17 protein-coding genes are annotated in these 18,251 nt (G+C 62.6%); 8 read left to right on the forward strand and 9 right to left on the reverse strand.

Annotated features, from left to right (window positions below; translation table 11 throughout):
* Positions 1–20: 20 nt before the first annotated feature.
* The 3 genes from CFK21_RS03085 to CFK21_RS15110 form a co-directional block, all read right to left on the reverse strand.
* Positions 21–1,796, reverse strand: coding sequence for an AsmA family protein (locus CFK21_RS03085; RefSeq protein ID WP_096364676.1), 1,776 nt, complete (start codon positions 1,794–1,796; stop codon positions 21–23).
* Between the two features lie 222 nt (positions 1,797–2,018).
* The gene (locus CFK21_RS03090; RefSeq protein WP_096364678.1) at positions 2,019–2,738 is read right to left on the reverse strand and encodes a VC0807 family protein; all 720 of its coding nucleotides are present in this window, start codon (positions 2,736–2,738) and stop codon (positions 2,019–2,021) included.
* 502 nt (positions 2,739–3,240) lie between these two features.
* Positions 3,241–3,645, reverse strand: coding sequence for a hypothetical protein (locus CFK21_RS15110; protein ID WP_157745282.1), 405 nt, complete (start codon positions 3,643–3,645; stop codon positions 3,241–3,243).
* A 14-nt stretch (positions 3,646–3,659) separates the two neighbouring features.
* Here CFK21_RS15110 and CFK21_RS03100 point away from each other — a divergent pair, with 14 nt between their 5' ends.
* From CFK21_RS03100 to CFK21_RS03130, 6 genes are all read left to right on the forward strand, one after another.
* Positions 3,660–4,256 carry a TetR/AcrR family transcriptional regulator gene (locus tag CFK21_RS03100; RefSeq protein WP_096364680.1) on the forward strand — a complete coding sequence of 199 codons (597 nt, stop codon included), beginning with the start codon at positions 3,660–3,662 and terminating at the stop codon, positions 4,254–4,256.
* A 74-nt stretch (positions 4,257–4,330) separates the two neighbouring features.
* Positions 4,331–4,747 carry a DsrE family protein gene (locus CFK21_RS03105; protein WP_096364682.1) on the forward strand — a complete coding sequence of 139 codons (417 nt, stop codon included), beginning with the start codon at positions 4,331–4,333 and terminating at the stop codon, positions 4,745–4,747.
* A gap of 11 nt (positions 4,748–4,758) precedes the next feature.
* A complete protein-coding gene (locus CFK21_RS03110; RefSeq protein WP_096364684.1) occupies positions 4,759–4,995 on the forward strand; it encodes a sulfurtransferase TusA family protein in 237 nt (78 codons plus the stop codon).
* 240 nt (positions 4,996–5,235) lie between these two features.
* Entirely contained in the window at positions 5,236–5,706 is a 471-nt protein-coding gene (locus CFK21_RS03120) for a DsrE family protein (RefSeq protein ID WP_231971583.1), read from the forward strand.
* 108 nt (positions 5,707–5,814) lie between these two features.
* A complete protein-coding gene (mscL, locus tag CFK21_RS03125; protein ID WP_096364690.1) occupies positions 5,815–6,213 on the forward strand; it encodes a large-conductance mechanosensitive channel protein MscL in 399 nt (132 codons plus the stop codon).
* Between the two features lie 240 nt (positions 6,214–6,453).
* Positions 6,454–9,024: a DUF748 domain-containing protein gene (locus CFK21_RS03130; RefSeq protein WP_172844235.1), complete on the forward strand. Its 2,571-nt coding sequence runs from the start codon at positions 6,454–6,456 to the stop codon at positions 9,022–9,024.
* A 144-nt stretch (positions 9,025–9,168) separates the two neighbouring features.
* On the opposite strand, the gene CFK21_RS03135 is transcribed toward CFK21_RS03130, so the two are convergent.
* Positions 9,169–10,077, reverse strand: a complete 909-nt coding sequence (locus tag CFK21_RS03135; RefSeq protein ID WP_304440671.1) for a bile acid:sodium symporter family protein — start codon at positions 10,075–10,077, stop codon at positions 9,169–9,171.
* 305 nt (positions 10,078–10,382) lie between these two features.
* On the opposite strand from CFK21_RS03135, the gene CFK21_RS03140 reads away from it, so the two are divergent.
* Entirely contained in the window at positions 10,383–10,970 is a 588-nt protein-coding gene (locus tag CFK21_RS03140; RefSeq protein ID WP_157745287.1) for a CBS domain-containing protein, read from the forward strand.
* Here the strand turns inward: CFK21_RS03140 and CFK21_RS15625 are convergent.
* Both CFK21_RS15625 and CFK21_RS15460 read right to left on the reverse strand, forming a co-directional pair.
* Complete coding sequence (locus CFK21_RS15625; protein ID WP_096367462.1) at positions 10,891–11,322, reverse strand: cupin domain-containing protein; 432 nt, start codon at positions 11,320–11,322, stop codon at positions 10,891–10,893. The two genes, CFK21_RS03140 and CFK21_RS15625, sit on opposite strands and share 80 nt — an antisense overlap.
* Positions 11,319–11,978, reverse strand: coding sequence for an ankyrin repeat domain-containing protein (locus tag CFK21_RS15460; protein ID WP_096364696.1), 660 nt, complete (start codon positions 11,976–11,978; stop codon positions 11,319–11,321). The genes CFK21_RS15625 and CFK21_RS15460 overlap by 4 nt, the downstream gene beginning before the upstream one ends.
* 405 nt (positions 11,979–12,383) lie before the next feature.
* On the opposite strand from CFK21_RS15460, the gene CFK21_RS03155 reads away from it, so the two are divergent.
* On the forward strand, positions 12,384–12,788 hold the full coding sequence (locus CFK21_RS03155) for a DUF4399 domain-containing protein (protein ID WP_096364698.1): 405 nt from the start codon (positions 12,384–12,386) through the stop codon (positions 12,786–12,788).
* Between the two features lie 163 nt (positions 12,789–12,951).
* On the opposite strand, the gene CFK21_RS03160 is transcribed toward CFK21_RS03155, so the two are convergent.
* The 3 genes from CFK21_RS03160 to CFK21_RS03170 all read right to left on the reverse strand — a co-directional run bounded on the left by CFK21_RS03160 (position 12,952) and on the right by CFK21_RS03170 (position 18,065).
* Positions 12,952–14,253 (reverse strand): methyl-accepting chemotaxis protein, encoded by a 1,302-nt coding sequence (locus CFK21_RS03160; RefSeq protein ID WP_096364700.1) that lies wholly within the window; start codon positions 14,251–14,253, stop codon positions 12,952–12,954.
* Positions 14,254–14,593: 340 nt separating this feature from the next.
* On the reverse strand, positions 14,594–14,764 hold the full coding sequence (locus CFK21_RS03165; protein WP_096364702.1) for a DUF1328 domain-containing protein: 171 nt from the start codon (positions 14,762–14,764) through the stop codon (positions 14,594–14,596).
* Between the two features lie 127 nt (positions 14,765–14,891).
* Positions 14,892–18,065, reverse strand: coding sequence for a choice-of-anchor D domain-containing protein (locus CFK21_RS03170; protein ID WP_172844236.1), 3,174 nt, complete (start codon positions 18,063–18,065; stop codon positions 14,892–14,894).
* Positions 18,066–18,251: the final 186 nt, after the last annotated feature.

Consider the following 18,251-nt stretch of genomic DNA (forward strand, 5'->3'; position numbering starts at 1 on the left):
AACCAAGGTGGTCGGAAAAATTAATCCTTCCGTTTGAAGATGCTGGTGAGGTTGTCCACCGCCTCGCCGATCTTGGCGCCTACCGCTGTCCCGATGCCCGGCCCCAGGATCAGTGTGCCGGCGCCCGCGCCGGCCATGCTCGATTTGGTCGGGCGGAAGGTCGGCTCATCGGTTGTGCCGGCCACCACCAGCGGAACGCTCAGTACCTTGCCGGTCTTTTCCAGTCCCACACTGATTTCGCCCTTCAACTCCCGGGCGGGATTGATCGCAATGTCGCCCGATGCGGCCAGGGCCGAGGAGGTGATTTCCAGATCCTCCAGCCGGTAATGCTGCCGGCTGGCGGTCAGCCTGCCGCTGAGGCGGTCAAACGGCGTTTGCTGTTCTCTTGCCGGCGGGGCGTCCTTGAGCTTGATGAGCTGGGCCGCGCGTTCCAGGTCCGTTTCGTATACCACGCCCTGGCTGATAGTGAAATCGCAGCCCATTTCCATGCCCTCAAGCAGCGTTGATATGGCTTGCGCCTGCACTGTCCCCTGGCATTGTCCGGTCAGTCCCCCGCTGATGATGCGTTGCTCGAACACTTGCAGCAGGGGCTCGAGCTGGACATCCTCCATCCGGCTGTTGAACCGGGTCTGCCAGCCGTGGCCCCAGTCGAGTTCGCCGCTGACGGATAGTTCACCTGCGTAGGCCTGTATGTACCCGCTGTGGATCTGCAGCTGGCTGCCGGCGAGTGAGCCTTTGAAGGCTGAATTCCTGAAGTGCAGCGCGGGTCCGACGGGTAAGGTCAGATTCGCTGCGGTGGCAGTGAAGCGATCCCGGCCTGATTCGGTTTCGCTCTCGAACGTGAGTGCCGCCTCTTGCCCCTGGTTCAGGTAATCCAGCCTGCAGTCATAAGTGCGCTGTTCATGCATGCGCTCGGCGGCAGGACCCTGCAGCCTTATGGCGCATTCGCCGGCAATGCGCCCCGGCAGTGAGGGCCGTCCCAGAGCGGTCAACAGCGGCGCCAGTGCCAGACTGTCTGTCCGGGTATCCAGGGACAGCTGCCAGCCGTCTGACCACTGCAGACGGCCGCTGGCCTGTACCCGGCTGTCGTAACCCTTGAGTGTTATCTGCTCGAAATCGATCTGCTGTTTGTCATAGAGCCCGGTCAGGGTGAACTGATCCAGGGTCACAGGCAGTTCGAATGGGAACATTCCCTTGTCGCTGTGCAGGGTGAAGCCCCACTGCTCCTGCTCGGGTGAGGCGTGCAGCCGGATTGCGTGGCGGGTGTCCTGCAGGATGATTGCCGCGGGTTTCAGTCCACTGTCCCAGCGGGCATCCAGACGGAACGGTCCATAAGTCCTTTGCTCCGTTCGCCAGGTCAGATTCCGGATGCCGGCGCTGTGGAGTCGGAAGGGCATGGCGGCGGCGCCGTCCCGCGGTTCGAGGCCGGCAAACATCTGCTTGATGCTGTCCACTACCTGCGGGTTCAGTTCCACATCCTGCAGGGACAGCTGCTGTATCTCCAACTTGCCCTGCAGCAATGGCAGTAATGAGAAACCGGCATGGAGTCTGCCGATCTCGAGCCGTTCCCGGGGGGGATTGCCGAGTTCTGCGCTGATGCCGTTCAGTTGCACTGATGGTCGCGGCAGGAGGCGCAGAGAGATCTGCTCGATTTCGACGGGCCGGTCGAGCGCGTTCGACAGCTGATCGCTGAGCGTTGTGCGGATCTCGTCCTGGTTGATGGCGTGCGGGACGACTGCCAGTATCCCCAGCACCGCTATCAGGAGTATTCCGGTTGTTCGGAGCCAGACGCGCATCGTCAGAGGTCTTCGGTTATACCTTCTGAGGTTAGCGGCAGTTTTTCAGGGATGATGAAGGCCGTTTTATATAGGTACTAAATGCGGGGTTGCTGGGGCACTTGTTTGTAAAACAATCAGTTGTCAGGGCCTGGTCAAGGAAGGAATCAAGGTTTAGGACGGGGGCCTGGATATTTTCCGGGCCCGGGAAAGCCGGGCCGGAATCAGGACGCAATCAACTTTTCACTGCTTCGCAATGACTTCCTCGAAGCTGAATCCGGTCAGCACGCGAATCGTGCGCCACAGGTAGAACAGGATCGCCATCATCATCAGGGTCGACGGGATGGCGATAACGGGATAGCTCAGCAGCGTCATCCGGCCGAGCTCCTCGTTGAACGCAGGCGTGCCTGCCGGGCTGGTGACGATCCAGGTGGCCAGCAGGTAGTTCATCACGGCTGAGAACAGGAAGGTGCTGCTCAACAGGTAGGTGGCATTCTGCAGTCGGCCTTCGAATGCCGCCCGGTTCCCGAGTTCACCGAGCCGGGTCTCGATCTTCTCCACATCGAGCACCCTGGGGTTGTACACCAGTGTCCTGATCAGGGGATAGGGGGTGTAGGTGGAGGCGAGGACGGCGATGCCGATCACCGCGGGGACGGCGGCCTCCTTGACGGCCAGCCATTCCGGAGAGAGTTGCAACAGACCGATCCCGCCCGTGAGCAGGATGCTCACCAGGCCGAGCAGGGCGATGAAATTGAATTTCCGGTATCTGACCAATTCGAACGCGCCCCAGCCCAGCGGGAAGGCCAGCGCGATGATCAATGCGGCGCTGGGGCCCAGGTGTTCCGGGCCGCTCAATTGCATCAGGATGACGGACGGAATCAGCAGGCTGACCAGCAGGTCGACCATGGGCCTGGGTTTGTGTGCCGGTGGCGACTGCAGTTTGGTGGTGGTGTCGTTGCCCATCAGTTCATGCTGTTCGTGGATTGGTAAGGTTGTTCCGGCGCACCGCTGGCCGGTTGCGCCGCATACCGGGTATGACCGGGGAAAATCGATAATGTTCTGAGTAAATGCAATAAAAGCGGGGTACGCAGGCGCATTTTATGATGATTTGCGTGACAAATATCCAGACAAATTCTGGGTAATGGGGGCGGGCCTGGATTCAGGGAGTGTACCTTGTACGGGCTTTTTTCTTCCATTCCCCACCACCTTGCATTGGTAACATAAGCGTTACCATTAGCCCATGACATGGACGTCAGAAGAGTACCTGGACGAAGCGGGTCGCTTCCCCTTCGGCCGCTGGTTCAGCAGTCTCTCGGGGCAGGCCGCGGCCAGGCTGGCGCACCAGCGCTGGCGGGAATACAAACACAGGAAATCCGTGAAGAGGTAGAGGGTGATGGCATTGACCCGGAAATTTCGGGAGACCGTGCAGGCGCGGGCGCAGCGGGATACGAAGTTCCGGCACGCATTACTTGCCGAGGCGGTCAACGAATTGCTGGGAGGCGATCTGGCTGCCGGTAAAGCCCTGCTGCGGGACTAGATGAATGCCACGCTGGGCTTCGAGCGGTTGGCGGTGGAAACGGGAAAATCGACCAAGAGCCTGCAGCGTATGCTGGGCGCATCCGGGAATCCCACGGCTGAGAATCTCAATGCTATCCTGAAGGTGCTTCAGGAATGCGAAGAGGTTCAGTTCAGGATCAGGATAGATGGAACTGCTGCCTGATCGCGGTATCAAATTCCTGAAAATCGGGGCCATATAAGTATTGTATTGAATATCAATAATATACGTTCTCATTCTTGGAGTTGTTCCTGATCCCCGCGGAAAAATTTGTGCTGGAGGATAATTTCTCGCTTGACTAGAACGAATGTTCATTCTAATCTGAATGCATGGAAACTACCGCAGAAACCCAACGCACCCGCGCCACCCCGGCCACCGAACAGGTGCTGGGGGCGGCATTGAATCTCTTCACCGAGCAGGGGTACTTCAATACCTCGATTCCGGACATCGTCAAGGCCTCTTCGGTCAGCACCGGGTCCATCTATCACCACTTTCGCGACAAGGAAGGCATCGCCCGCAGTCTGTACGCGACCCTGGTCGAGCGCATGGAGTCGAAATTCAGCGAAATCGAAGCCGCCCACGCCACGGCGCACGATCGCTGCCGGGCGGTGATCGCGCTGCTGTTCGACCTCACCGAGCAGGAGCCGGCGGTGATGCGGTTCATGCTGTTCTCCCGCCATCGGGAGTTCATTCCGGACCAGAAGCCGGTCTGCTCCTCGCGCCCCTTTGTGCAGATGCGCGAAATGGTGGCCGTCGGGATGAAGGGCGGCGAAGTGCGGGAGATGACCCCGATCGTGGCCGCCTCGGCCGTGTTCGGCGGGGCGCTGCGCCTGATCCAGTTACGGCTGGACGGGGTTCTGGACACGCCACTGCCGGAGTATCTCGACGAGATCTGGCAGTGTGCCTGGCGGTCGGTAGCGGTCTGAACCTGAGGTTCAGGCGACACCGGCCTTTTTCTGGCCCATAAATTAGAACGAACGTTCGTTCTAAGGAGGCAATCATGAAATCACTCGCCATCGTGGTCCGCGAGGACGGCTACGACAAACTGCTCACGCCCCTGGCGTTCGCCTATCTGCAGGGGTCGGAGGGCACCCAGGTGGATCTGCTGTTCGTGAACTGGGCGGTCAGGGCGCTGACCGAGGTGGGCGCGAAGGCCCAGGTGATCCAGGGGGAGCATGCCGATCAGGATGGCTGGGTGCGCCAGCAGGTCGAAAAGGCGGGACTGCCGCCGGATCTCTATGACGTGATCCAGGCCCTCAAGGCCACCGATAACGTGAATTTCTATGCCTGCAGCCTGGCGGCCAGCATCTTCGGCGTGAACGAGGACAACCTGATCCCGGAAGCCGGCGGTATCGTCGGTGCCTCGTGGTTTCTGAATGAAAAAGCCGCCAAGGCCGAACATTGCCAGTATTTTTAAGGAGCACGGAGATGAGCGAGATCAAAGCCGACAGCAAGCTGGATACCAGTGGCAAATGTTGTCCCATGCCGATCGTGGAAACCAACATGGCGATGAAAAAGATCAACAGCGGCGAAGTGCTGGAGATCGTTGCCACCGATCCCGGCACGCTCACGGACATCCCGGCCTGGTGCAACCGGACGGGACACACGCTACTGGAGTCGGGCGAGAGTGACGGGGTGATGCAGTTCTATGTCAGAAAAGGCTGAGGTTGACGAGCTGTGCGGGGGGTGTGTCTATTACCCGCCCAACCTGCCCGCAGCAGCCTATAGCGAAGCGGACTACCATGAGTTGCAACAGAAGCGCTGTGCATACGATTACCGGCCAGGCGATCAGAACTGCCGGCTGACACGCAAGACCAGTTGCTCGATTGTGGATCTGCAGAACAGGCAAAACCGTTAGCCATCACGGAGTGCGTTATGAGAAATTTGTTCAGATATATATTGCTGGTGCTGTCGCTGGTCCTGGCAACCGGTCAGGGCCATGCGGGCAGCCGGATAAACGATAGCGCTGCACTGGCCGATCTGAAGGTCGGTCAGGCGGTGTTTCTGATCGATATCGCCGATGCGAAGAAAATGAACTTCTATCTGGAAGTCATTCAGGGCACTTTCAAGGGGATGCGGGATCAGGGTGTGACGCCTGATTTTGTGATGGTGTATATCGGCCCGAGCGTGCAGTATCTCAGCACCTCGCCGAGTGCGGATGTTGAAGCCAGGTATGGCGCCGTGCTGATGGAGATGGAAAGCAATGTGGAAAAGCTGGCAGCGCTGGGCGTCAGGCAGGAAGTCTGTGCCGTGGCAACCGATGCCTTCGGCATTGACAACAAAACCCTGCTGCCTGAGCTCGACCTGGTCGGTGATGGCTTCATTTCACTGATCGGTTATCAGGCGCAGGGGTATCACCTGGTGCCCGTCTTCTGAAGCCAATAAGGCATACCCCTGGTTTTTCGTACTCTGAACTATACTGACGAAGTACTGGCCCATCAGGGCACGGGAACGTCAATGCCAATCGTAAGGGGAGGGTGTTGGATGGGTATGCTGAAGGAATTCAAGGAGTTCGCGGTCAAGGGTAATGTCGTGGACATGGCGGTCGGGATCATCATCGGGGTGGCCTTCGGCAAGATCGTGTCGTCCTTCGTGGCCGACCTGGTGATGCCGTCACTGGGCATGCTGATCGGCGGGGTGGATTTCAGCAACCTGGCCATAATCCTGAGGGCGGCGGCAGAGGGCAGGGAAGCTGTTACCCTGAACTACGGCGCCTTCATCCAGACGGTGTTCGATTTCATCATCGTGGCCTTTGCCATTTTCATCGCGGTGAAGGCGATCAACAGGATGAAACGCAAGGAGGAGGCGGCACCCGCGGCACCGCCGGTCCCCACCAACGAGGAAAAGCTGCTGACCGAGATCCGCGACCTCCTGAAAAAGTAGGTTAGGATTTACGGGATTTAAGGGGTCCGGACCCTGTTGTGCATATGGCCCGGATGTCTCTGCATCGACCCCAGTAAAAAACCACTCAGGTTGTCCCGGCTGGTGGAAGCTGCGCCCTGCGGGCGTCCGTGGCTGCAAATGCCTGCCTGATCTTCTATTATTGCCGCAACGCTCCGATGCTCCATGTCGACGGGCGTCGACCGGGGCCTTGTTACATCCCTTGATCCGGAACAGCCATCGATGACACCGCGCGGCCGCAAACTCTCCCTCACCCTGACAATACTGGCGCTGGTATTCCTGCTGGCGCTGGTCATGCTGCCCTACGGCATCAAGTGGGTCCTGCAGGATCAGCTGCGCGAGCGCGGCGCAGCCGCGGCGACCATCAGCGACGTCAACTTCAATCCCTTCAAGGGTACTCTGGTCATCCGGGATCTCGATGTCCGTGCACCGGACGGGGGACGGTTGCGCGCCCAATACGCCTTCGTCGACATCGACTGGCTGGACCTGTTCGAACGGCACGTCAATATCCGCAAACTCCAACTCAACAGCGCCGATGTCACGCTGCGGCTGGAGGAAGACGGCAAATGGTATCTTGCCGGGCTGAGCGAGCCCGTCGTCGATCCGGACCGGCCCGCCGAGCCCGAGCCGGACGCCGAGGCGCCGACCTGGACGGTGCAGCTGCAGAGCCTGTCCCTGCAATCCACCCGGCTGGGCTATGCCATGCCGCGCTGGGAGGCAGGCCTGGTGATCGAGGCGCTGGAGATCCTGGAACTCAACACCCGCAATGTCGATCAGGCCGCCCACATCGATTTCAGCGGCGAACTCAACGACGCACCGGTGAAGATCACGGCGGAGCTCTCGCCCTTCGCCGAGACGCCCGAGTATCGCCTCAACACCCGGGTCCAGGCACTGGGGCTGTCACAGTTTCAGGCCTTCCTGCCGGAGGGCTGGCGCCTCGCCGCGGGGCAGTTCATGGTCGATGGCGACTGGCGCATCCGGCAGCCGGAAGCCGCTGCCTGGGCCATCGATTACAGCGGCCGGCTGGCGCTGGCCGAGGCCGATCTCGCCCATCCCGAAATGAAGTTGTCGAGCCAGGCCCTGGAGTGGGACGGAAGCCTCGGCCTGAGCCTGCCGGCGGGGGAGGCCGCTCCCTCGCTGACGCTGGAGGGTGAACTCAGCAACACGGGGCTGGATCTGCAGGCGAACGCGCCCGGCCTGAGCGTGCAGCGCGAACAGATGAGCTTCACGGGGACGGTCGGGATCGCCGATCTGAGTGATCCGACAGGACTCACCCTCGCGGGGTCAATCGACAACCGCGGCCTGCAGGTGCGGCAGCGGGAACCCGCCCGCGGGCTGCTCGAGGCCGACCGGCTCCAGGTGCAGGACCTGGCCATCGCCGGGCTGGACGATATCCGGGTGGTGAAGGTTGCGGCCGACGGACTGCGGATGCTGGCGCCGCTGGAAGCAGCTGAGGCGGGCGAGGCGGTATTCGCCAGTCCCGGGGTCGCGATTCGCGATATCCGGTTCGAGGCGCGGCAGCGACTGAAGGTGAACGAGGTTGCGCTGGGCAAGGCGCAGATCCAGCTGGTGCGCAAGGCGGACGGCGGCTGGCGCGGCCTGAGCGTCCCGGCCGGGACGGAGGCAACGCAGGGATCGCCGGCCGCGCCGGCCGGGGCTGAAGGCGAAGCGGCGGAGGCCAGCGAGCCGGTCAGGGTCAGCATCGGCGCCGTTACCCTGGCCGGGGGCAGCACCTTCACCTTCACCGACCGCTCGGTGGAGCCGGCCTATGTGAATGAAGTGAACCTCGAGCGATTCCGGCTCGAACAGATCGACACGGGTGCGCCCGAAACGCCCCTGCAGCTGGCGCTCGAGGCGAAGAGCGAGAAGTATTCGGGCCTGACCGCGAATGGCTGGATCAAGCCCTTCGGCGAGCAACTGTCCAGCGCCATCGAACTCGGCATCGAGCACCTCAGCCTGCCGCCGCTGTCACCCTACATGGCGATGACCACCGGCTACTCCATCCGCAGCGGCAGTGTGAGCGTGGACAGCCGGATCGACATCGACGCGGGGCAGATGAATATCACAAACGATCTGCGCCTGGACCAGTTCCACGTCCAACCCGTCAGCGAGGAGCAGCGCCAGCGCATCGACCAGAAGCTGTCCATGCCGCTCGGCACGGCGCTGTCCACGCTGCGCGACGACAACGACAACATTGCGCTCAGACTGCCCGTGACCGGCAGCGTCGAGGATCCCAGCTTCGGCATCTCGGACGCCATCAACCAGGCCCTGGCCAAGGCCCTGAAGACCGCAGCCGTCAGCTATATCAAGTTCGCGCTGCAGCCCTATGGCAGCCTGATCGCGGTCGGGCAGTTCGTCGGCGAGAAGATGAGCCATATCCGGCTCGAGCCGGTGGCCTTCGCCAACGGCTCCGCGGCACTCGACCAGGACGCCGGGCAGTATCTGCAGAAGATCGGCGAGTTGCTGCAGAAGCGCCCCGAGTTGCAGCTCAGGGTCTGCGGTTATGCCGTGCCCGCCGACCGCGCGGCCCTGCATGAACAGCGCCAGGCCGAGGCCGGCAAGGCCGAAGCCGCCCCCGGCGGTGATGGGCGGGACGCCGCGCCGGCCGAACCCGGCGCGGAGATTGAGCCGATCGCGGACCAGACGCTGCTGGATCTCGCCGGACAGCGCGCCCGCGCTGTCCAGGACAGCCTGGTCCAGACCCACGGGGTGGATCCCGGACGCCTGTTCGTCTGCCAGCCCGAACTGGAATCAGACCCGGATGCGAAGGCGGGCGTCGCGCTGAATCTCTAGGGCGATGCTGATCAATCAGCGTCAGCCCGTCATCCCCGCGCAGGCGGGGATCCAGCCGCCGCGGCGGATGGTGGATGACGCGCTGTCCGGGCATCGCAACACAGCCGGGTCAGGCCCATTCGGCTCAGTCCTCCTTCATGCCACTCAGCCAGAGCGCCGCCACAGCGACGCCAGCAGCGAGCCGCTCAGATTGTGCCAGATGCTGAACAGCGCGCCCGGCAGGGCGGCCAGCGGCGCGAAATACTTCATCGCCAGCGCCACCGCCAGGCCGGAATTCTGCATCCCCACCTCGATCGCCAGCGTCCGGCACACCGGGGTGTCGTAGCCCAGCAGCCGCGGGACGGCATAACCGCCGAGCAGTCCGGTCAGGTTGTGCAGGGCGACCGCCAGCAGCAGCAACAGGGAGAGTTCGCCCAGCCTCTCGTGGTTGAGTGCCACGATGATCGCGATGATCAGCACAATGGCGGTCACCGAGATCAGGGGAAAGGCATGCTGCAGCGGCCTGAGCCGCGCATGCAGGAAGTGGTTGAGCACGATGCCCAGCAGCACCGGCGCGATGATCAGCTGCACGATGCTCATCAGCATCTGCAGAACAGGGACGTCGATACTGGCGTTGAGATAGAGCCAGCTCAGCCACGGGGTGAGCAGCACTGCCAGCAGGGTGGACACCGCTGTGAGGGTGATGGACAGGGCCACATTGCCCTTCGCGAGATAACACACCACATTCGAGGCCGTGCCGCCGGGGCTGGCGCCGACCAGTACCATCCCGGCGGTGAGCAGCGGGTGCAGCCCCAGCAGCAGCGAGATCCCCCAGGTCGCCAGCGGCATCACGCCGAACTGAAGCAGCGCGCCCAGAACAATCAACTTCGGCATTTTCAGGATGCGGGTGAAATCATCCAGTGTCAGCGTCAGTCCCATGCCGAACATCACCAGCGCCAGCAGGGGCAGGATCGCGCTCTTGAGACCGGCGAACAGCGCCGGCTGCCACCAGGCAAGCGCGGAGAACAGGATGGCCCAGAGCGGGAAGAGGCGGGTGAGGGTATGGATCAGCATTGGTTTGAAGGGCTGAGGAGGCTTGAACACAGCTGCCGGATAAGGTCGGAAAAGTCGATTATCCGCAGCCTTGCTGTATCTGTCAGTTGCTGACAATAAAATAATTCTGCTTGTCCATTGCGTGGACTAATGCGCGCTTTTTGATGCGGGTTCAGCAGCTTAATCGGTTTCCTGGCGAGTGTGAACAGCAACAGCGTCTGGCATTAAACGGATTAATTCGCGACGAAATTATTTTAGCGCGTATTCCGTCGCTGTATGTCTTATTAATTAACGTCCGTTGTTTGCATGACATAGCCGGAGGTTTCATGTTTCAGAACTACGATACATTGCAGCAGGGCGCGCTGGAAACGGGTGTCACCTATTCGCGGCCTCCGCAGCGGCTGCCCGAAAGGGTCAGGGCGGATGATCCCGCCGTGCATGTGATGACGGACTTCAGCAAGGTTGCGGCCATCACCATGGGGCCCTGTGCGACCATCGATGATGCCAATGAACGCATGATCGCCAGCGGCGTGCGCATGCTGCTGATCACGGATCAGTACAATGCCATCATGGGCGTGGTGACCAGCACCGATATCATGGGTGAGCGTCCCATGCGCTATCTGCAGCAGCTTGGCGGCAAGCGCGGCGAGATACTGCTGCGCGACATCATGACCCCGCAGGATCAGATCGAGGTCCTGCCGATGAATCAGGTGGAAAAGGCCTGCGTCGGGGATATCGTCAACACCCTGTACCGCTACGGCAGAAAGCATGCGCTGGTCGTTGAGCAGGCAGCCGGTGGCCAGCGGGTGCGCGGGGTGTTTTCCGCCAGCCAGATCAGCCGCCAGCTGGGCGAGACCATCGACCCCGCCGAGGTGGCCAACTCCTTCGCCGAAGTGGGAGCCGCATTGGCCTGATGCTGTTCGGCTCAGGCGCCGGCCGGGCAAGTTGATCGACACGGCTTGACACCTGAGCATCCTCGCTGCGCATCACCACCACTTCCGGCAGAGCGTCGAGGACGGGATTGCCCGGCCCCTCGCCGAAATCGATATATCCGCACATCACGACGGTGCCGGTGTCCGTGTCGCATTCGGCCCGGGCTGCACCGGTTTCCGGCCAGCCGGACAGGGTATGCCAGGCATCGTGAGGCAATACAACAAGATCTCCGTCACGCAGCGCAATCTCGGGGCGGGCCGTATCCAGACGCAGCCAGGCGCTGCCGCGACCGATCAGATGAAAGGTGGCGCGCCGGGTGCCCGAAGTATTCAGCGACCAGTTGCCGTAATCAGGCGTTCCAGGATTTGCTGCTGTCCTTCCTTCGCCGCGATGGCGAGTGCCGTGTTTCCCTGTGCGTCGGTCTGGGCGGGTGGGACGCCGGCGGCGAGCAGGGCTGCCACCGCCTCGATGTGTCCTCTTCTCACCGCCCAGGTCAGGGCGGTGTTGCCGCTGCTGTCGCGGATGTCCGGGTCGGCGCCTTCGTCCAGAAGGACGCCGATGCATTGTGCGTGACCCTCGCGCGCGGCCCAGATCAGGGCGGTCCAGCCCATCGTGGTGTCGGTCAGGTCGACGCCGGCGCCGTGCTCGACCAGCAGGTCGATCATGCGGGGATGGTTGTTGCCGGCGGCGAACATCACGGCGCTGTAGAGCCCCTGGTCGGTGTCGTCCGGGTCGGCGCCCTGTTCCAGCAGCAGTTTCGCGATCTCGTAATGGCCGTTCTGAGCGGCCTTGAGCAGCGGGGTGTAAAGACAGTGATCGCGGGCATGGATGTCGGCGCCCCGCTCGATGAGTGACTTCACCTCATCCAGATTGCCCGCCTCGGCGGCGAGGATGAGCGGTGTCTGGCCCTTTTCGTTGCGTGCATCCGGATCGCTGCAGGCGAGCAGGCTGAATGCGATGAGGACACAGACAAGGGAGGCGAGGCGCATGTTGTTTCCGCAGGTCGATATGACGGCTCGCTCCAGCTTAACGCCCGGTTGCAGCCTGCGCCAGTGAGGTCACTGGCGAGGATGGAACCAGTTGGCTGACAGCAACACTGAAGAGGCGGCGTAAGCAGGGAGCTTTTTACGGCCGGGCAATCACGGGCGGCCGGGAGAGACGGGCTGGGCGGCAGCATTATTTTTCAAAATGAAACAGATAGTGCATCTCTTTTCAGCTGGTTGCGCTCAGATTTCCATGCTAACTTTCTGTTGACCAGGCAGAGGGTCGCCTGCATCAATCCTGCCGGCGGGCAGCGCGCCCGACCTGCAGCCTTACAGCTTGAATCAGCCGCGGCTCATGGAGCAGGTGTTCCGCCACGGCTGGAATCGACCAACAGAAAGCGAGGACTCGATATGGGACATGCACTGAAAGCCGCAGGCGGTTTGTCGCTCTTGTTGTTCGGCGCCACGGTATCTGCCGCTGAGCCGGAACTGTACTTCATCACCCCCGTCGATGGGGCTACCGTGGAAAGTCCGGTGACCGTCCGCTTCGGACTGAGAAATTTCGGCGTGGCGCCGGCCGGGGTGGAAAAGGCAGGTGCGGGCCATCACCATCTGGTGGTCGATGCCGATCTGCCGCCGCTGGACCAGCCGATTCCCGCCACTGAGCACTATATCCACTTCGGCGGCGGGCAGACCGAAACCAGCGTCGAACTCGAGCCCGGCAAACACACCCTGCAACTGCTGATGGGCGACCACCGGCATATTCCGCACGACACGCCGGTGGTGTCGGAAAAAATCACTATTACGGTCAAGTGACACCTGTCCGGCCGGGTGCCGTGGATACATCTCCGCGGCCGCCCGGCGGGATTGTCTGATCAATCGCAGAACCGGCTGCGCGGCGCAGGTTCCTGTCCGCGCGTGCTGCTGCTGCCGCGCTGATGTGCGTTATCCGGCCCGGGTGCCGGCCCGCCTGTCGAGGTCATGCGCGGATGGAAGCGACAGCATCGATCACGCCGCGCGCACCATCGCGAATCTCCTCGACAATGCGCTCGACCTCACCCACCTGGCTCTTGCCCTCGCCGGCGACGCGCAGAACGCTGTCGATCTGCCTTTCGATGTTCCCGGAAAGCTCCAGGATGCCCTCGATCACCTCGGAGATCTCGCCCGTGGCATTGGCGGTGCGCTGTGCCAGTGCCCGCACCTCGTCGGCAACGACCGCAAAGCCGCGGCCCTGCTCGCCTGCGCGGGCGGCCTCGATGGCGGCATTGAGGGCCAGGAGGTTGGTTTGATCGGCGACGGCGGTGATGGTGTCCACCATATTCTCGATGTTCTGCGACTGCTCGTTGAGCTGCGAGATGATTGTCTTGGAACTGTCCACGCCCTGCTCGATCCTGGTGGAGGTCTCGAGAGAGCGTGCGAGTGAAGTGCCCGCCCGTTCGGCGATGGCGGCGGTCTGGGTCGCCGTCGCGGATGCGATGGCGGTGGCGTCCTGGGTCTGGATGGCGCGTTCCACGCGCTCGGTGATATCCGTCGCGAACTTGATCACCTTCTCTGTCCTGCCCTGCTCGTCGAAGATCGGGTTGTAGGACGCCTCAAGCCAGACCGTTGTACCATCCGCGCGCCGGCGCTGGAACTGGCCCGTGTGCAGATCTCCGGTGGCCAGCTGGTCCCAGAAGTCGGGCTGCTCGCGGTAGAAGGCGTCGTCGCAGAACATGCGATGATGCTGGTCCTTGATCTCTTTCAGTCGGTAGCCCATGGTCCTGAGGAAATTCTCGTTCGCCGAGATCACGGTGCCGTCAGGGGTGAATTCGATCACGGCCATGGAGCGATTGATGGCATCGAACACGGCTGTCTGCTCGCGCAGGCGCGTCTGCTCGTCGGTGACATCCGAGGCGATCTTCATGATCCTGACGACCCGGTTGTCTTCATCCCTGATGGGGAAATAGCTGGCTTCGAGCCAGACCTTGTCGCCGTTGCGCCGGTAGCGCGCGAAGGTGCCGCTGTGGGAGTTGCCCTGTTGCAGGGATCTCCAGAAGTCGGCGTATTCGCGCGAGTCCGCATAATCGTCTTCGCAGAAAATGCGGTGATGCCTGCCTTTCACCTCCGCCTCCTCATAACCCATTACCGCGCTGAACAGTTGATTGACGGCGAGGATGTCCCCTTCCGGGGTGAACAGGATGGTCGCGACGGAATTGTTGATGGCATTCAGCATTGCCTGGCAATCCGAGGCTTTCTTCCGGGCGTCGTGAATGAGTTCCCGCGTCTTTCTTGTCAACAGCATGATCTACTCTTCCGGTTCGGGTGAATTCGGGGTGGAGCATTCGCCCGGTTATTATTGCAGGGTCCCCGGGGCTTTCCCGAGGATGCCCTGTATGTCGGTTTACCGCTGACAGGCTTGAGCGGCTTGGCGGGCGTCTGAGCGGAGACAGGAGGGGGGTCTGGAGGCGCTTTCGGCCGAAGCGTCTGTAATCAAAGGGATCAATGCCGATCAGGCGGATCGGTTGAGCGCCTGTAAATAATTTGTGACGATTTGCTGTGGGCGGCTGAGGTGGTGAGAATCGCTGCAGGGATATGCATCTGCGCGAATTGCCATCGCCGCCTGTGGTCAGGCGTTCTTTGTCCTAGGGACGGCCGCGGCGGAAAAGATTCAGGATCACGGCTACGACGAAAAGCACCAGGAACAGGAAGAACAGCAGCTTGGCGATACTGGTTGCCGTGCCGGCAATGCCGCCGAATCCCAGAACCGCGGCAATGATGGCGATGATGAGAAATGTTACAGCCCATGACAACATGGCAATGCCTCCTTGTAGGTCTTGCGCTGACCGGTGGTTGAGTCGGCCGCGGTTTGAGACGTTTTACGATGCCGGGTGATATCACGCGTGTGCGCCCGGCAATCGATCCGCCACAGCACGGGCTGGGTCAGTGCACACGCATCTGTCGCGACCACCAGAATCTGCCCAGCATCAGCAGGACGGCAATCACCAGCAGTACGATGATGATGCGCAGCAGCCGCAGCGTCGGTGTGCAGCAGTCTCTGCCCTGCGGATCCGTTCCGGTGAAGTCCGGGTGCGTCAGTACCGTTTTGCCCAGCACCTGCTCGCGGGTGAACTGGCCGCCGCGGGCGCTGCTGCCGGAGGCGCGGAACAGGAAGCTGTAGCCGCCGGCCTGCAGGGTGTGGGTGAACTCCCCGCCGTATTCGCCATCACCGGCCTCCCCGTCATTGTGCGTGCCGTCGTCATGCAACGTGACGGGGCTGCCGGGCGTGCCGTTGGGCAGGGTGGGGATGGCTTCAACTGCGGCGCCGGACACCGGTACGCCTTCCTCGGCCAGGCTCGCGTTCAGTCCGATGCGGTCGCCCGGATAGGCCGGCTGCGGGGAGACGAAGGCGAACATGCGCAGGTTGCTGCCTGCCGCCACGGCCACGGCGTAGGCGATGGGGGTGCCGATCTTCTCCTGGACGCGTTTCTTCCCGTCCCCGACCCACATGAAGCCCTGATGGGCGACCTGCAGTTTCCACACCCCCTGATAGCGCTGAGGGTCGTCGCTGGGCAGCTTGAGCCTGAACAGGCGCGCCGTCGGCAACTCCTCCACGCTCTGGCCGAAGCCGTTCGGCGGCGAGGCGGTCGGGAAGACCGTGCCATCGGGAGCGATGACGCTGTAGGGCAGCACGCCCTGCTTGAACATCAGCGCGATGGTGACCTCCTTGTCCGCCGGAATGAGCGGGATAGGGGTCTCGAAGGTCTGTCCCGGGGCGATGGTATAGATCGGGTCCAGCACCGGCTGCTGGCCGAGCAGGGTGGTGGCTACCTGCAGGAAGAATTTCTCGACGTCGAACACGTTGAGGCCGGTCAGGTCGCCGGTGTACTGGCTGGTGCCGCCGGAGCGGATGGCGATATCGGTCAGGCGGGCGGTGTCCACGTCCTGCTGCCGGCCCAGGGCCAGTGAGTGTACGCCCACGCCCGGCGGCAGTGCGATGGTGTTCAGGTCCACCGGTCCGCCGGACGTCTGCGCCGGGGTGTTCTCCTTGCCGTCGCTGACGATGAGTGCGGCGCGCACATCCCGGCCGGCATCAGTGAGTTGGCCGAAGCCTTCCAGTAGCCCGGCGGCGATGGAGGTCGCCCCGGACGGGTTGAGATCCGGCGAGTTGGTGACCGTGTCGATCAGATCGGTGCGCGTCTGGGCGTCGATCAGGGTCAGGGGTTCCAGCAGGCCGGCCTGGGTGTTGTAGCTCACGATGGCGGCGCGGTCGCCGGCGTTCTCGCGCAGCAGTTGCAGGAACAGGGCGCTGGCGCGGCGCAGGGTCTGTGCCTTGCTGCCGTCGGCGGTGGGTTCGTTCATGCTGCCGGAGCGATCCAGGATCAATGCCACATCCAGGGTCTTGCCGGGGATGACGTGGCCCTCCAGGTCGACCGTGCGGGTCGGCGGGATATTGGTGTCGTTGATGTTGGTGATGTCGAAGGTGCCGTTATAGGGGCCGCCGTCCGGGGCCCGGGCGTCGAAGGTCACGCGGAAGGTGCGTTCGCTCATCGGGGCGATGGTGAAACCGCGCGGGGTCTGCTGGCCCACGCCCGGCTGGTTGGGCTGGTCGCTGAAGCTGAAGCGGGCGTCACCGGACACGTCGACCGTGAAGCTCAGGAGGGCATCGCCGGGATTGCGGATGCGGATGCCCTTGCCGTAGCGATAGCCCTGCTCGACCGCGCCGTAGTCGAGCCGGTTCAGCCCCGGGTCCATGACGAACTGCGGCGCCGGGATGTGGCCGCGTCCGGTCAGCGACACGGTCCGGGTCGGGCTGACCGGATCGTTGGTGGTGAAGGTGATGCTGTCATTGAACACCTGGGCCGCGCTGGGTGTGAAGCTGACGGTGAGCGTGGTGGACTGCCCGGCCGGGAGGGCGGCAATGGGGCCGGCCGGCGTCAGACTGAATTCCGCCAGCGTCGGCCCCGTCACCGGCTGGAAGGTCAGGTCGATCTCGCCCGTATTGCTCAGGGTCAGGTTGCGGGTGGCCGCCACGCCGACATTGACCTGGCCGAAATCGAGGCCGCCGGCATTGAGTGTGAGCTGTGGCACGGGGTCGCGCGACTGCGCCTGACAGTTGATTGCCGCCGGGCCGGCCGCGGGGTTGCGCGTGATTGCCATGTCTTCGTTGATGACGGCGACCTGCCCCGGCGGGTTCTGCGGATTGAGCTGAATGCTGACCGGTGTCGAGTCGCCGGGCATGAGGGTAAGGGGGGTAAAGCCGACAGGCGTGCAATGCGTCGTGGTGGCAATGGCGCTGACCTCGATCGCATCGTCGGCAGGGCCGCCCGGGTTGCTCAGGGTGACCTGCAGCTGCGGCGACTGGTTGTTCGCCACCTCGCCGAAGTCGATCGCCTGCGGCGTGGCCTCGAACAGGGCCTGCGGCAGGGCGCAGTCCTGGGTCACGTCGGGGAAGTTCTGGCGGGTGCGGGTGATGCGCAGGCCGGTGGCGTTGCCGCCCGAGCCCAGCACCTCGGCCGTGGTCTGATCGCCGGGGTCGCGGTTGAACGGGATCATGCCGCACAGGTGCCTGCCGGTGTCGCCGCGGTACAGGGCGATATCGAAGGTGTCGTTGATGGCCGCGTCGGCATGGGCGGTCAAGGTGAACAGCACCAGGCCATCGCTGCTGCGGCGGATCTGCACAGTGGGCTGATCGGTCAGGAAGGCCTGATGGTTGACCAGGGTCTGCACCGGATCGGCAGTGTCCAGTTGTTTGAAGACGAGCGTGGTCCGGTTCTCGATGTTGGTGGAGGAACTGCTGCGGATCAGCAGACCGTCGCTGCCGATGAAGGCGTGCGCGGCCTGTTCGGTGGAGGCGCCGAGCAGGCCGGGGGCGGTAAAGGTGAAGTCAGCCAGCCCGGGGCGGCTGACGGTGAAGCTCATGCCGCTGCGGGTCAGGCTGTAGGGGCCGCTCGTGGCGGAGGTCGAGGCGTTGAACTGGATGCTGTCGTTGATCGGCCCGGGCGCGGGGTTGAACTGGGCCGAGGCGTTGAAGGGCAGTAGCCAGCACAGCAGTAATATAAATAATGAGTGAATGAGACGGGCATGCGCCATCCGGTGCCGAACAGTGTGATACATCATCGCCTCCCTGGATAATGTCAACCGCGCGCGTGGATATAGCTAAGTTAGACCAGTCCCGGGGGAATTCCAGCTGCAGGAGGAAATATTTTTCCTGCATGACGGTGTTGGATATTTGAATCGCGCAATAGGGGATGCCCTGAATTGCAGGTGATGGACGGCGTCCGGATGGTGCATGCCACGGGG

Origin of the sequence: Thiohalobacter thiocyanaticus (assembly GCF_002356355.1) — a bacterium.
In the GTDB taxonomy this organism is placed as follows: Bacteria; Pseudomonadota; Gammaproteobacteria; order Thiohalobacterales; family Thiohalobacteraceae; genus Thiohalobacter; species Thiohalobacter thiocyanaticus_A.

Excerpts from the sequence above, each read along its gene's own strand:
- CFK21_RS03085 (WP_096364676.1), bottom strand. The coding sequence starts at position 1,796 with ATGCGCGTCTGGCTCCGAACAACCGGAATACTCCTGATAGCGGTGCTG.
- CFK21_RS03090 (WP_096364678.1), bottom strand. The coding sequence starts at position 2,738 with ATGGGCAACGACACCACCACCAAACTGCAGTCGCCACCGGCACACAAA.
- CFK21_RS15110 (WP_157745282.1), bottom strand. The coding sequence starts at position 3,645 with ATGAACATTCGTTCTAGTCAAGCGAGAAATTATCCTCCAGCACAAATT.
- CFK21_RS03100 (WP_096364680.1), top strand. The coding sequence starts at position 3,660 with ATGGAAACTACCGCAGAAACCCAACGCACCCGCGCCACCCCGGCCACC.
- CFK21_RS03105 (WP_096364682.1), top strand. The coding sequence starts at position 4,331 with ATGAAATCACTCGCCATCGTGGTCCGCGAGGACGGCTACGACAAACTG.
- CFK21_RS03110 (WP_096364684.1), top strand. The coding sequence starts at position 4,759 with ATGAGCGAGATCAAAGCCGACAGCAAGCTGGATACCAGTGGCAAATGT.
- mscL (WP_096364690.1), top strand. The coding sequence starts at position 5,815 with ATGGGTATGCTGAAGGAATTCAAGGAGTTCGCGGTCAAGGGTAATGTC.
- CFK21_RS03130 (WP_172844235.1), top strand. The coding sequence starts at position 6,454 with ATGACACCGCGCGGCCGCAAACTCTCCCTCACCCTGACAATACTGGCG.
- CFK21_RS03135 (WP_304440671.1), bottom strand. The coding sequence starts at position 10,077 with ATGCTGATCCATACCCTCACCCGCCTCTTCCCGCTCTGGGCCATCCTG.
- CFK21_RS03140 (WP_157745287.1), top strand. The coding sequence starts at position 10,383 with ATGTTTCAGAACTACGATACATTGCAGCAGGGCGCGCTGGAAACGGGT.
- CFK21_RS15460 (WP_096364696.1), bottom strand. The coding sequence starts at position 11,978 with ATGCGCCTCGCCTCCCTTGTCTGTGTCCTCATCGCATTCAGCCTGCTC.
- CFK21_RS03155 (WP_096364698.1), top strand. The coding sequence starts at position 12,384 with ATGGGACATGCACTGAAAGCCGCAGGCGGTTTGTCGCTCTTGTTGTTC.
- CFK21_RS03160 (WP_096364700.1), bottom strand. The coding sequence starts at position 14,253 with ATGCTGTTGACAAGAAAGACGCGGGAACTCATTCACGACGCCCGGAAG.
- CFK21_RS03165 (WP_096364702.1), bottom strand. The coding sequence starts at position 14,764 with ATGTTGTCATGGGCTGTAACATTTCTCATCATCGCCATCATTGCCGCG.
- CFK21_RS03170 (WP_172844236.1), bottom strand. The coding sequence starts at position 18,065 with ATGTATCACACTGTTCGGCACCGGATGGCGCATGCCCGTCTCATTCAC.